General features: G+C 46.0%; 8 protein-coding genes. All 8 read right to left on the minus strand.

The genetic code is table 11. The features are described 5' to 3' along the window. Positions 1-32 precede the first annotated feature (32 nt). A complete protein-coding gene (locus GKS34_RS04585; protein ID WP_163383600.1) occupies positions 33-1,619 on the minus strand; it encodes a RagB/SusD family nutrient uptake outer membrane protein in 1,587 nt (528 codons plus the stop codon). Between the two features lie 13 nt (positions 1,620-1,632). Next, positions 1,633-4,995, minus strand: coding sequence for a SusC/RagA family TonB-linked outer membrane protein (locus GKS34_RS04590; protein ID WP_163383601.1), 3,363 nt, complete (start codon positions 4,993-4,995; stop codon positions 1,633-1,635). A 98-nt stretch (positions 4,996-5,093) separates the two neighbouring features. Beyond that, positions 5,094-6,098, minus strand: a complete 1,005-nt coding sequence (locus tag GKS34_RS04595; protein ID WP_163383602.1) for a FecR family protein — start codon at positions 6,096-6,098, stop codon at positions 5,094-5,096. A 102-nt stretch (positions 6,099-6,200) separates the two neighbouring features. Continuing rightward, the gene (locus GKS34_RS04600; RefSeq protein WP_163383603.1) at positions 6,201-6,788 is read right to left on the minus strand and encodes an RNA polymerase sigma factor; all 588 of its coding nucleotides are present in this window, start codon (positions 6,786-6,788) and stop codon (positions 6,201-6,203) included. Between the two features lie 100 nt (positions 6,789-6,888). After that, positions 6,889-8,361 (minus strand): alkaline phosphatase D family protein, encoded by a 1,473-nt coding sequence (locus tag GKS34_RS04605; RefSeq protein WP_163383604.1) that lies wholly within the window; start codon positions 8,359-8,361, stop codon positions 6,889-6,891. Between the two features lie 340 nt (positions 8,362-8,701). Then, a complete protein-coding gene (locus GKS34_RS04610; RefSeq protein WP_438834451.1) occupies positions 8,702-10,288 on the minus strand; it encodes an arylsulfatase in 1,587 nt (528 codons plus the stop codon). 119 nt (positions 10,289-10,407) lie between these two features. Beyond that, the gene (locus GKS34_RS04615; RefSeq protein ID WP_163383605.1) at positions 10,408-12,045 is read right to left on the minus strand and encodes a RagB/SusD family nutrient uptake outer membrane protein; all 1,638 of its coding nucleotides are present in this window, start codon (positions 12,043-12,045) and stop codon (positions 10,408-10,410) included. 12 nt (positions 12,046-12,057) lie between these two features. Further along, the gene (locus tag GKS34_RS04620; RefSeq protein ID WP_163383606.1) at positions 12,058-15,132 is read right to left on the minus strand and encodes a SusC/RagA family TonB-linked outer membrane protein; all 3,075 of its coding nucleotides are present in this window, start codon (positions 15,130-15,132) and stop codon (positions 12,058-12,060) included. Between the last annotated feature and the right edge of the window lie 228 nt (positions 15,133-15,360).

The raw sequence follows: 15,360 nt of genomic DNA on the forward strand, positions 1-15,360 counted from the left end.
CCCCCCGAAACAATCCGGAGGGATTTTTAAAATCAATAACCTGCATTTTGTGTCAAATTGGTATTCAATTCCCGCTCCCGCTGGGGAATAGGCCAGAGGTAATCGCGACCCGGATCGAAGGAACGGTCAAACCCATCTAGCCGGATTTGAACCCAGTCCCCCTCCTCCTCGTAATACCGGCCCATGGGCACGCCTGGCATCACCTGCTCTGCCAATTCCCACCTCCGGATATCAAACAAGCGAAATCCTTCAAATGCCAGTTCCACAGAACGTTCTGTTCGAACCAGTTCTCTTAACTCGCTTGCTGAATCAGCAATTTCAGGCGTGATAGGAGGCAAATCGACGCTTTCTCTTTGCCGAACCTGATTCATTGCATCATATACAGATTGGTCAATTTCTCCAAGCTCTATTTTCGCCTCTGCATAGGTAAGCAATACTTCAGCATACCGGAGCAGAATGATATTTAAACCCGAATTAGAGGGGTTTGTGTAATCTTCTTCATCCACATACTTTCGGATATTGTATCCGGTGGCAGTGGAGTACACGGTGATTTGCACCGCATCTGATCCATCTGTCCCGGGTGTAGAGCCATAGGTGCCACCATCCGGAAGTGGGGTTCGCTCCGATAGGAAAACGGAATGGTATAACCTGGGATCCCGATTTTCGAACGGGTTTAGCTGATCGTAGCCACTTTCGGGATCAGAAATGGGTAAACCATTGGCCATGGGATAAAGGTCAATCACTGCTTGAGTAGGAACGTAAAGGCTTCCGGTACTACCTGGAATCTGACTCCAAGGCGCAGCCGTTGCGTAAATATTATGTGAATTCACATCGGCGGCGAACTCCCGTGCCAATAGTACTTCCTGGCTATTTTCTCCCTCATATTGAAATAGTTCAAAATAATCCGGATACAAAGCATATTCCTGGCTATCGATAATGGTTTTGGCGGCAGCTGCCGCTTCAGCAAACCTGCCCGCATACAACATGGCCCGGGCTTTTAACCCCAGCGCTGCACCTTTACCTATCCTGCTACCATTTTGGTAGGGTAGCCATTCGGCTGCCTGACTTAAATCAGACGATATAAAATCCCATATTTCACTTACGGGATCTCGGGTCACCGTTCTTCCAGCTTCGATATCAATCCCGGAAGTAAGTAAGGGCACGTCCCCGAAAAGCATGGCTAATTTGATATACTGATAGGCACGCAGGGTCATTACCTCGCCTTTTAATCGATTGATAGCCTCCTGATCCGATTCCTCCACCTGATCTATATTATCCATGAAGTCATTGGCTCTTCTTATTGTCTGGTAGGCGTCTTGCCACTCATTAAAATACCTGCCCGATGCGATGGTTCCAAAACCACGCTGCAATTCCACGTTAGCATTAAATGGGTGATTGGTTAATAAATGGTCACTAAGCCCATCGTAGGAGAATATACTTGTACCGTCCAGAGATGGATATACGGCATTGGCCGCAAACTCGGCATCTTCAAGGGTCTGCCAAAATATTTCTTTCGAAATCCGATCGTTGGGAATGGTTTCCAACAAGTCAGGCTGACAGCCCATCACCCCTACTATTGAGAGCGCAACCCATAGAACTTTATATTGTAACTTTTTCATCTTTTTCCCTCTTTTAAAATCGTACATTAGCACCTAATGAATACATGCTTACCTGCGGGTAATATTGCCCTCTTCCAGAGGGTATTTCCGGATCCAGATCCCATCGGTTCAGCTCGGAAAATGTCAATACATTCGTTGCTCCCAAAAATAGCCTGATTCGCTCTACCGAGAGCTTATCAATAATTTGGGAGGGAAGGTTATACCCCAGGACGATATTTTTCAGTCGCAAATAGGAAGCATCAATTAGCTGGGTATCCGATGTTTGAAAATTTCTCGGATCTCCTTTAATCGGACGGGGAAATTCTGCGTTCGGATTTTCCGGTGTCCAATAGTTGTCCGTATAAATGGCATGAGTAAACGTTTCATAAGTTGCAATCTGTTGAAACGCACCATCCAACCGGGTCTTATGCCCAGCTGCTCCTTGAAACTGAAGAAAAAAGTCAAAATTCCCGTAGGTAAAGGTTCCATTGAAGCCAAAATCAAATCTGGGAAAGGACAATCCAAGGTATTGGTGGTCTTCCTCATTGACGATGCCATCCTCATTCACGTCCAGGTATTTCACATCTCCAGGTGCTGTATTAGGCCGCAGATTTGGGTAATTATCGGCTTCTTCCTGCGTCTGGAACACGCCGTCGGTAAGGTACCCCCAATGAGAATTGATCGGCAATCCCTCTTCGATAATAAAACGGGGAGCGGTGGTACCTCCGGAAATATACGGCCCCGAATTAACCAAATCGATTACTTCATTGGTATTGTCACTAAAATTAAATCCTAAATCATAGGTTAGTTTCTGGCCTCCGCGATAATTCAAACCGATCTCATACCCTTCATTTTTTACCTTGCCGGCATTTTGAACCGGAGCTCCCAAACCGATCAAGGCCGGAATGGGTAGTTGCAATAAAATACCATCTGTAAGTTTATTGTAATAGTCAAATGTCAATGAAACCCGGTCATCGAATAATCCCATGTCAAAACCGATATTGGTCTGATAGGTAGTTTCCCAAGTAAGGTCTTGATTGGCCAGGTTAGACTGGGCGAAGCCCTGAACCGGAGAGTCATTAAAAGAGTAATTGATCGCACTTAGCGTCTCAAAATAGGTATATAAGCCGACAGCCTGATTTCCTGTCGCACCTCTGGAACCCCGTAATTTAAACTCATTAATGGTCTCCTTAAGGCCCAACCAAAAGCCTTCTTCCGACAACCTCCAACCAGCGGAAAAGGAAGGAAAGAAACTGTATCGATTGTCTTCGCTAAACCTCGAAGATCCGTCATATCGACCATTGAGCTCCAAAAAATACCTGTCGTTATAGTTATAATTCAGGCGCGCAAAGTAAGATCTCAATCCCCACTCCGCATCAAACCCATCGGCATCCCGGTTTTCGTTTGAGCCCTGACTAAGGGATTGGACATCATTGTTGTAAAATTCCTGCCGAAAGCCACTCATCTGGTTTGATTGATTATCAATGGTTGAATAGCCAAGCAGTCCGGTAAATCCATGCTCCCCAATCTCTTTATTGTAAGTAAGAAGACTATTCAACGTATATTCCGTCAAATACCGTCTGAATTCCGTAAGCCGGTTGACTTGCCGCTGCGCTACCCTGCCATTGATGGGATCCCGGTTAAAGTACCTGTTAGAAAAGGTTTTTATCTGGGAATGGTCATTTCGCATCGCGTATTGGGTAGAGAAGGTAAGCCCCGGTAAAATGTCGTAGTCGAACTTTACGCTTCCGGTAATATAATCATTGATCGTACGGCTATCCCCCGTTAGTTCGGCAAAAATGAGTGGGTTATTGACCTGAGGTCCCAACCCGTACTCTCCGGTTTCGTACCTGGGCCAGGAAAATTTACTGGCGTGCAGCATGTATTGAAACACCCGAGACTCTCCGTCACCAGAGGCTGACAAGCCCGCAGGCTGCAAGGATTCCTTGGTACGGTAGTTCAAATCCCCTGAAAAGCGGATTTTTTCCGAGGCTTTAAGATCCAGGTTAATCCTAAATTCGTTGAGTTGGTCGCTAAAATTGGGTGCAACGCCTTCAATGCTTTGGTGGCGAACGCTAAAACGACCACTAAACGCCTCTCCGCCTCCACTGACTGACAGCGTATGATTTTGCTGGGGTGCTACCTTTAGCATGCCCAATTCATCTCTTCTCCAGTAAGGATAGGGAAGCGGATATTCCGGACTTGGACTATTGGCTACATATTCCTGAATCGCTTCCTCTGTATACGGTATCGAACGACCCGCATTGGCATGGGCTACGTTTTCCAGTCGAAGATAACTTTCTACGTCCATGTGCTCAGGCCGGTTGGTTACGTCCTGCAAAGCGTAATAGCCGTCATATCCTACACTGATTTCTCCTTTCTTTCCTCTTCGTGTGGTCACCAGGATTACTCCATTAGCCGCCCTAGAGCCATAGATAGCGGCCGAAGAGGCATCTTTCAAGACCGTAACCGATTCGATATCATTGGGATTGATGTCATTAATTCGCTGCTCAATACCATCTACTATGATCAGCGGATTATTGTTACCTAGTGTGGTGATACCTCGGATCCGGATATTGATATCATTGTTTCCGGGTCTTCCTCCCTGATCCACCACGGTCACACCGGGTGCAAACCCCTGTAGCGACTGTTGAAAATCCGCCACAGGCCTTTTTTCCAAAACTTCTCCGGAAACGGCCGCCAGGGAATTGGTTACCGACAATTTTTCCTGGACCCCGTATCCAACCACGACGACCTCATCCAGCGAGGTCTGATCTTCCCTGAGGGTAATTTCTAAACTGGTTTGGTTACCGGGTTCCACCCGCTGCGATTCGTAGCCGATAAAAGAGATTAAAATCACCCCTCCCTCCGGTACATCAAGTTGAAAGGTCCCGTCTATATCGGTGACGGTTCCGGTAGACATCCCTTCTATTACTACGGTAGCACCAGGAATGGGCTCTCCACTTTCATCCCGCACCACTCCGGTAACCGGATCTTCCAGCTCATCAACCGCTTTATCAGATGCGGGTTTATTTTGGAGTGCTCCGACATAAATGGTGTTGTTCACCTGTTTGAACTTAAGCCGGGTAATTTTGGAGATGTTGGAGAGGATTTCATACACCGACTGGATTCCCGGCGCCAATTCTATGGATTGGGAAGCATCCAGGAGATCATCCGCGAAAATCACGTGAAACTGCGTTTTTTCCTCCAATTCACTGATGATCGCATTAAGGGGCAAAACCGATTTGGATAGGCTGATGAATGTTTCATCAATCGGTTTGATTTGAGCTTTGGTGTCATTGGCCAGTAAGGTGGTCAAAAAAAGCACCTGAAGCATCATTCCATAAAGGAGTTGACGTGATACCATCTTGATTAGGTAAAGTATGTTTCTTTTCATAGTTTTGCATGTTTTTATTGTTGATACACATAAAAGCAAGCAGGGTAAACCAGGTCATTTGGTGATGGAAAGGTTTATCCTGCATTTTTTTTCATAGGCTACAGGGGATAAATGGTGACAACATTATTTTCTAGTGAGTGGGTAAAATCCAGGGTAAAGCCCAGACCTATTAGCATGTTTTCCAGGTTATCATTGGCAAAGGTGCCCGAAACGGTCCGGTTAAGATCCAGATTACCCCGGGTCTCAATGGATATCCCGTACCAATTTTCAAGAGATTCCATTATGTTTTTAAAATTTTCATTCCTGAAATGAATCAGGCCGTCCTTCCATAGAAAGGGATCTTGGCTTTCAAATGTGGCAAGATGCAGCTTTTCCGGATTTTCCTGGCGGTAGGCTGCAAGCTGGCCAGGGTCCAATACCAGCATCTCTTCTTTCTCCTTGTTGATTTTAACCCTGACCCTACCTTCCAGAAGGGCTACATCCGTTTTTTTCTCTTCCGACTTAATATTAAATTTTGTACCCAAAACTTCAGTGGTCAATGCACCTGAATGAACCCTGAAAGGGCGGTTTGCATCATAGCTCACTTCAAAGAAAGCCTCCCCTTCCAGAAACACTTCCCTGGAGGCCCGATCAAATTTTTCCGGAAAGCGGATTTTTGAATGTGCATTTACCCAAACTTTACTATCGTCAGGAAGCTCCAACACCAATTTCTGACCCGGCAAAACCCTTCTTTCTACCCAACGGACGGTTCTACTCTCTTCGCCAGGCTTGCTTTGGTTTTCATTCATCACCTGAAAGCCTAAAAATGCCAGCCCAATCAGTAAAATCCAGGTAGCTGCCGATCGAATCAGGGCCCGGTTGAAAAAAGATTCATTCTGAAAGGTGCGCTGAGTGTTTTTTTGAATACTGGAATTGATTTGAGCCAGGAGCCGCTCATTGCGCTCATTATCTCTCGGGACATTTCCCTTTTGGTTCCAGGCTTCTTTTAGTATTTCTTCCAGGTGATGGTCTGGGCCAGGTCTATCCAGCCAGTTTTGTACCTGCTCTATTTCGGAAGCACTTGCCTGCCCGCTTAGGAATCGCCTGATGATAGATTTATCCAATGTAATCGTCCTTTAATAAGAATACACCGGTATTTAGATTTACACTTAACGAAATTTCAGAAAAGTGTCGGCATTCAAAATAAAAAAGTACCTACCAAGGAATTAAAACAAAATTATATTACCTATTACAATATAAAGAATCGATTTATCCAAATCTTTACTATTAAAAAACTTTCTTCCTAAATAAAGATGATGCTCTATGGTCCTGATGGAAAGTTTTAATTTCAAGGCAATTTCCTTATTGGATAATCCCTCCACCCTGCTGAGCATGAACACCCGCTGTTGGACTTCCGGCATTTCACCGATCCTGTCCATGGCCTGCATCCTACTTTCCTGAAAGCATATCCTTTGCAAGGTATCTTGCTGATCCATTTGAGATTCTGCTGGAACCTCTGAAAGGTCACAGTGTCGTTTTCTGTCACGCAAGCGATTTAGAATTTGATTCTTTACTGACCTAAAAAGGTAGGAAGCAATATTCTTTTCCGGATTCAATTGATGCCTTTTCTCCCAAATGTTAACAAATATGACCTGAACTGCTTCCTCGGCTTCATCCGGATTGCCCATAAAAGCATCTGCAAAACCCAACATTTTATCCACGTACCTCTGATACAGTTCTTCAAAAGCGGACTGATCTCCCTGCCGGATCAGGAGTACAATTTCGGATTCTTTACGTTGGGAATGCTTTCTCACTTAATCCTTACCATTACTAACAAGATTAAATAAAGCAAAAATTTACCATATTTTCCAGCCTTAGGTAAAACTTCCTCCGGGATTTTAGAATTCCCTGTAATTACCCCTCAAATCGCTCCTCATGCACTACCTTACCCAATACATCGCGATGCTCAAATAGAATTTGGGGTTTTCCGGGATCGCGATCTACGCCAATGCTTAAAAATCCTCCTTTGAGCCGCAAAAACCGATGCTCAGGACGTACATCTCCTTCTTTCCAGCCCTGGGAATGGTAGTCGCTAACCGGCCCGGATCCAAATTCCATCAGCCCGGTTTCCCTATCCTGAGAAACGTATTGCCAGTGCCTGTCCCCGTTGACCACGTACATGTTGCGTTGACTCGACAGAAAGTTGCGTAACCATTCTCCCTCATGTTGGAAACTAGTATTGGCATGATTGTCACTTTTCCTTTCCCGGTCAGGCCCTACCACGGGGGTAGCGGTAAATAGTATTTTAAAGGTCGCATCCGAAGCTTTTACCGTTTCCTGAAACCACTGTTTCTGCTCGGCTCCCCAGATGGTCTTCCCTGGACCATCTTCCATGGTATTTTCAGAACGGTACTCCCTTCCTTCGACCAACCATACCTGCAGATCTTTGCCCCAGCGAACGGTTCGATAAGGTTTTCCTTTTATGGGAACGTTTTCGTACCAAAGCTTTAACCCATCGTCAAACGTTAAATCTCCATAAGGACCCTTGCCCCGGTACATGTCGTCCTTGAGCAGGTCGTGATCGTCCTTGACCATATAGATGGGTACTTCCTTGTAGAAATCCCGTAAAGAAAGCCAGCCATCCATGGCATGCCATTTATGCCGGGCTTTTTCCAGGTTTTTTGCCAGCGGTCCGGGTTTATCATAATAGATGTAATCGCCGGTGTGAATGAAAAAATCCGGGTGCAGCCTTCGCATGCTGTCATACGTCTGAAAGCCCCTACGCTCATCATCGAAACTCCAGAAATACTGGCAGGTAGAGGTAGTCAACACCAGTGGTACCGGATCCTGTTCCGAAGGCGCAGTGGCAAAGGCCCCCTCCACTTTCCGGATCGATCCTCCATCTACTGGTTTCGCCTCCCAATGAACGGAATATTCCGAACCAGGCTGGAGGCCTTTCACCGGAATTTTGACGGTAAAATCATTTTCCGCCACGGCCTCCTTCCATTCGGAGGTCCATACCGATTGGCCATTTCCCTCGTTTATCGTCACTCTAACCAGGCCAGCCGCTCCGGAAACCGCTCCGTCCATTTCCGATACCGGTTGCTCTTCATCAAAATCGATTGGATGGCGAAATACTTTTTCCTCCCGTCGATGGCGAACCGGCTGGGGAAATTCCTGCCCACATAATCGGGTCCAGAGCATGGCGGACTCTTTTCCTACCTCAGCAATTTTAAATCCATTGGTAAAATAAACTCCGGTATTGGACCTTGAAACCAGATCCAACAGTTTATTGATGGGATGGGCAACGATCTTTGGAATGGCCATCAGGGAAAGAAGGCCTATCCCTGTTTTCTTAAAAAATCCCCTTCTATTAGCTTTTTGCATGGATCATTTGGTTTAATTTGGGTGCATTGGACATCCTGAGCAAACTGGATCATAAAATTAACCAATTACCGACCGATTTAAGGTATTTTCTCCGATGAACCTTTAATTCAGTCCAAATCTCTCCTGATTAGGCCTTTTGCCTGGCTTGCTGATGTCGACGATTAAATTTAAATAAAAATCCTGTGACCAGAATGCTTTTTAGCTCATTTAGGGATTCGTTTTATAACAGCCTTAAATTATTGTTGGATAATAAATCAGCTCTTAAACTTGTTAATTACCCCTCTTTTCCCCTTTACTTTTTATCTTAGGTTAAAGGATAGACACATAGCGGCATTTTTTTCTATCTGACCCCAACCTGTTTTGCCCATTTGACATATTTATTGACCATCTCCTCAACGATTTCTGGGTTTTCTGCGCCTTTTTCACTGAGTTCGGTGGGGTCCTCTTCAAGGTCAAATAATTCCCATTCAAAATCGGGAGCTTTGGAAATGATTTTCCACTTTCCTTTTCGCATGGCCTGATGCCCAAAATGCTCCCAATACAATTCCCGGTTTTGCTCCATTCGCTCCCCTCTAAAAACAGGTACAAGACTTTTCCCACGCAGCGGTTTTAGTTGGTTTCCCTGATAGCGTTCAGGATACGATGTATTGGCTAATTCCAAACAGGTGGCCATGATATCCACCACATGACCCGTTTCTTTGGTGATTCCTTTTTGCGTAATCCCATTGGGCCAATGGGCAATCATCGGGGTGGCCATCCCCCCTTCTTCCAACCATCTTTTGTATCTTCTGAAAGGAGTATTGGAAGCTATTGCCCAGGGTTTTTTAAAGGCAACATATGAACCAGGGTAGCCTATTTCGGAATTAGGGTCATGCATGTTCCTTCCGGCGATACTTTCCGGAGAGGCCCCGTTATCGGATAGGAAAACGATTAGCGTGTTCTCATACATTCCATTCTCTTTTAACTCCCGGACCAGCTTGCCGATTCCCTGGTCCATCCGGTCTACCATGGCGGCATGAACTGTCATTCGTTTTGCCCAGTCGGCTTTATCTGCCGCTGCTTCCCAGGAAGACACCCCCTCTTCTCTTGGCGTGAGACGGAAATCAGGGTCCAATAACCCCAGGCGAAGTTGTCTTTCGTACCGCTCCTCCCGTAAAGAATCCCAGCCGATGGCATAACGGCCTTCGTACTTTCGAATATCTTCCTGTAAGGCGTGAAGGGGCCAGTGGGGTGCCGTATAGGCGAGATAAAGTAGAAAGGGCTTCCCAGCTTTACTTTCCCCATGCTCCCTAACAAATTGGACAGCATGATCTGAAAAGGCATCCGTCATGTAAAAGTCATGTTTAGGAGGCTCCCAGGGGTCGTCGTCCAGTGCCATTTGGCGCAGACGTTCAGCGCCCTTGTCCAGCTCAAAATAGCTGCTGCCGCCACTGATCAATCCAAAATACCTGTCAAACCCCCGTTTTCGGGGCCAATGCTCCTTTTTCTCACCAACATGCCATTTTCCTGACATATAGGTAGCATATCCAGCTTCCCCGAGGACTTCCGCAATCGTAACGGATTCCTTATTCAGAAATCCCTGATAAGGCCCGGGTTCCGGATCACTTGACACCGAACTGACCATCCCTCCCATTCCAGTCTCATGCGGATACAGACCTGTCAGCAGGGAGGCTCTGGTAGGGCAGCATCTGGCGGCATTGTAAAACCGCTGGAACATCAAGCCACTTTTCGCCAAGCGATCCAGGTTAGGCGTCGCTATTTCGGAACCATAGCATCCAATATCCGAATAGCCTAAATCATCCGCCATTATTATAACTATATTGGGTCTTTCGTCAACCTCATTGCTATTCTGAGTTTGACAGCTTATTGAGGAACAAAAGGACGCGAAAAGGATCAAATAAGCTGTATTTCTTACCATGGCATTCATTAAAATAATGGCGAAAGATTGACTCCAGGGTGTTACGCCAGTCTGGAATAAGCCGTTCTCCTATATTGTAAAAAGGCCCCCAGTCTCTTAACTGAGGGCCAATAAGTTACCAATAACTATCAATACCCGGGATTTTGCTGAAACTCACCCGGATTACTTACCCTGTCGATTTGGGTCTGAGGGATTGGCCTTACCAAATGCATTTCCTTGATATTGGGGGCGGCGTCCAGGTTGTGTTGCCGTACCCGCTCCAACAAGGTTCCGGTACGCTTCAGATCATACCAGCGGTGTTTCTCGCCGATCAATTCCCTGGCCCTTTCTTCCAGAATAAAATCCAGGTCAATGTCTCCCGGAGACACCTGCATCTCTTCTTCCATCCCTTCCATCGCTGCTCGTGTACGCAAAACATTGATATATGCTGCTGCACCGGCATTGTCATTCTGCCGCCAGGCTGCCTCACCGGCAATCAGGTACATTTCCGCCAACCGGATTACCGGAAAATCCCTTCTTCCGGCGGTTTCGTTAATGCTGGGCCGAAGAGGATCCAGAAATTTGCGTAGCGATGGGTAATTTCTGCGCTGATTGGTACCTATTTCCTGGTAGGCATTCACATTTCCTATCCAGTTGCCCTTGTAATCGATGATCCAATACGGAGCGGCCTGTTTTACCTCGTCCGGAACCGGCTCCATGACAATATGGATCGCCGTGTCCCCCGGGTTTACCTGGTGTCCATTGATTTCCCCGGGTATATTCGCATACCAAACGGTCTTAAACGAACCATCCCATCGTGCGTCCATATCCCGGTCATAAAGACTGAACAAATAATTAGTAGGCAAAAATCGCTGGAATGGCCTTCCGTTTTCTGTATCCCGTACCATGGCAGGATTAAAGGTGTAATCAAAAATAAAATAAAGGTGCCCGGAATTCCCGGGTCCATTGAGCAAGGGGTCGTCGGTAAACTGGACGGTCCATACAAATTCACTATTGTCCTCGTTGTTAATATCCCAAAGGTCGATGTAGGGCTTTACCAACTCAAAATTATAGTTATCGATTACATTGGATGCCAATCTTTCTGCTTCTTCCCAGTTGCCCAGGGTCAGCTGCACCCTGGCCAGAAGGCCTTCGGCTGCCGCTTTGTAGACTCTTCCCGGTTCGGATGCTGTAACCGGCAGGTTAGCCACAGCAAATTCCAGGTCCGGTAAAATACCAGTGTCGTAAATAGTACTAACCGGCGTTCTATTAGCTTCAGTTTGTACCCCAGCGGTTTCTTCCAGGGAAAAATGCACATCCCCCCATTGCTGAACCAGATGGAAATAATAAAGAGCCCTCAGGAAACGCGCTTCCGCTTCAATTTCCGCCTTCCGTTGGCTGGATATCCCGGTAACCTCCTGGACTTTATTCACCACTGTATTGCATTGGTTTATGCCTACATAAAGGTTATTCCATATGTCAGTGACTGTCCCACTGGTACCCAGAAAATTAGGTGAGTAATTGTTGATATGCGGGTTATTGGCAATGCCACCAAAGCCATTGGTGAAAATATCCGTTCCGGTGACGGTCAGAAAAAAGCCATTTTGTTGCCCATAAAAACTCCTCAGGGTGGTGTAGGAAGCTTTCAGTCCATCTTCTATGCCTCCAGGTGTGATATAATATCCATCTGCAGTAGCCAGACTTACCGGATCCTCGATCAGGATCTCCTCGCACGCGTTTAAACCAAGTAAAAGCGTTAGTCCAAATATTATTGATAAATTTTTCATCTCAGGAGCAATTTAAAATTTCAGATTCAAACCAAAAATATAGGTAGCCGTCGTAAGGGGACTTCCTCCTCCTACAATGCCATTGGATGTTTCCGGATCTACGGTGGTGTAGGGTGAAAAAATAAACGCATTGTTTACCGTAGAGTAAAGGCGGGCAGAACTCATCCCCAATTTGCTGATCCAATTTGGATTGAAATTGTATCCGAGCGCAATATTGCGGATCTTAATGTAGGAGCCATCAAAATACCGCACTGCATCCGAATATAAGGGAGCATCCCCTGCATTTGGCAATGGAATCGTATTGCTGGGATTATTGGGTGTCCAATAATTATAGTTGATAGAATTATACCGACCCTGCCAGTTGTTGCCTCCGAGGTTGTGGTAATCACTTCGCAACATTTGCCCCATTCTGGCATGGACCAGCACTGAAAGATCAAAGCCTTTAAAGGAAATCCTGTTGGTCAATCCACCGGACCAGTTGGGCACGGTAGATCCCAGGACTTTTCGGTCATCTGCGTTTATATTTCCATCCGGTTGTTTGGTTAACTCTCCGTCCGCATCTCTACCATTCACATCATTGATGCGGATATCTCCCGGTTGCTGGCCAAAGTCAGCTGCCAGATCGGCCTCATCGGACTGCCAGATGCCAGCCTGATCAAAACTATAAAAGACATTTATAGGCTCGCCAATAAACCACTGGTTGCCCACATCATCACTCTGCCCGTCAAACAATTCTATAATTTGTTCCCTGTTGGAAAAAACATTCATACTTACATCCCACCTGAAACCAGAGGGACGATTGAGCAAATTGGCATTGGTGGAAAGTTCCCAGCCCGAATTTCGGGTGCTTCCAATGTTTTGAAGAACAGAATTGTAGCCGGAAGTAATGGGCAAAAGACGATTTAGGAGCAAATCGCTCGTATTAGTGACATAGTACTCCAGTGAACCATTAATCCGGTCGTCAAAAAATCCGTAATCCACACCGATATTGGTTGTCTTCGAAATTTCCCATCTCAAATCAGGATTGGGAATAAGGTTGTTGCCATACCCAAATCCGGAATTAGATCCAAAAACATAGGTTGTTCGTTCCAATCCACCTAAGGTCTGAAATGGGGCTATAGCGGTATTACCCACTTCTCCATATCCAGCGCGGAGTTTGAGGAAAGAAACCCGACTTCCTTGCAAAAATTCCTCTTCTGTAAGCACATATCCCGCTGAAAAAGCCGGGAAAAAAGCCCATTTATTTCCTTCTGCCAGACGCGAAGAACCGTCTGCACGGCCGGTAAGGGTAAATAGGAATTTGTCATCAAAACGGTAATTGGCCCGTCCCATATAGGATATCAATCCCCATTCACCCAATGAACTACCTATACCGGTAATGGTGGAGGAGCTACCCAAATCATAATACAATGATTTCTCGATAGGTATATCTTGTCCAGATAAGGATGATCCTTCAAATCGACTGGCTTGGACGGAAAAGAGCCCTACCAAATTCAGGGCATGCTTCCCAAAGGTCCTGTCATACGAAAGGATATTTTCCTGCGTATAGGCAAAATCCAGGTCATTTCCAATAGAGCCTCTATTGATATTTCCTTGCAGGAGACCGGTATAAGTGCCTCTTCTGGCCATGTTAAAGTCCGGCCCGTAGTTTACCCGCAGTTTGAAATGATCATTAAACTGGTATTCAGCAAAAATATTGGCAAATATCCGATGCCGGCGGGTCTCGTCCACATATTGATAAGGCTGGTAATTCAGCAAAGGATTAGCCAGCAGTCCCTCCCTGGGATTGGGAAAAGCCAGAAAATTACCCTCTTCATCAGTTGGTCCTACTAACGGGGAATAGCCCAGGGAACCATTATAAGGTGCATTTGACATTTGATTTCTCTCGCTGACACTGACCGTACCGCTCAATCCCAATCGAAGTTTATCCGTCAACCGGGACTCCAAATTAACCCTGACCGACGTTCGTTCAAAATCGGTACCCGGAATGTATCCTTCCTCATTAAAAAATGATCCTGAAACGTAGTAACTGATCTTTTCCGTTCCTCCGCTTACCGATACCTGATGATCTTGCTGGCTTCCCGATTGAATGGCCAGATCCAGCCAGTCGGTAAACCTTCCTGCCTGCAGGTTTTCGATCTCTATAGGCGCCAGAAAATTACTGTCAAAGCTGGGGTCATCGCCTGCATGTCCCCTGGCTATCCTGGAATAGGCTGCAAATTCCTGCCCATTCATCAAGTTCAGGTCTTGTATGGGTTGCTTGACGCCATAATATCCATCGTAGCTGATGACCGCTTTCCCAGTCTTGCCTCTTTTGGTAGTGATCAAAACGACACCGTTGGCTCCTCTGGAGCCATAAATAGCTACTGCACTGGCATCCTTAAGCACTTCCATGGACTCAATGTCATTGGGGTTAAAATCGCTGATATTGGCAGTGGTGGGTATACCATCGATCACGTAAAGAGGTTCGTTGGATGCATTGATGGAACGATTTCCCCTGATTCGGATCTGCACAGGAGCTCCGGGAGAGCCATTGGCCCTAACGATGTCTACACCTGCCAATCTTCCCTGAGACTGTTCCAGAAAATTCCCAGCGGGCGTTTCCTGTAATTCTTTACTGGTCACCGAAGATATTGCACCTGTAAGATCACTTTTCCGCTGTGTACCGTATCCTACGACCACCACTTCGTCCAGGGAGGTCTGGTCTTCCTGAAGCACAACAGAAAGCTCCGTCTGATTTCCAACGGTTAGCCTTGCGGCCTGATAACCGATAAACGAAATCCGGAGTACATCTCCCTGATCAGCCTCAATGGAAAACGTTCCCTGAATGTCCGTCACGGTTCCAGTAGTTGTCCCCTCCACAACCACTGTGGCTCCGGGAATGGGAATCCCATCCTGATCGGTGACAGTACCGGTGATAGTAATGAAAATAGCATCTTTGACTAAGACGACTGACGGAGGAGCGTCGAGGCTGGTATTGGCAAGCTTTGGATCAGATATTTCTCCCGCCGAATAGCCGAAATGCATAACAGATCCCGCCAAAAGGCCAACCATTGCCAGCTTGCTTTTGATAGAATTAAATTTCATGGGTTCATTATTTATTTAGTTAGGTTGTATTATTCCGTGATTTCCTCACTAATTCTTAGGGGAAAGCCGTTAATCATTCAAAAAAGAATTTATGGAATGATTCTTCCAATCCCGCTTCCGTATACCTTCTTTTCCCAGGAGATGAATACCCGAATAGGTAGGTTAAAGAAGTTAATTGAAACGGGCTATTATCAAACAAAAATAAAGGGTTAATTCAAACAATTCCTA

It is taken from the genome of Cyclobacterium jeungdonense (genome assembly GCF_010994275.1).
Lineage (GTDB): Bacteria > Bacteroidota > Bacteroidia > Cytophagales > Cyclobacteriaceae > Cyclobacterium > Cyclobacterium jeungdonense.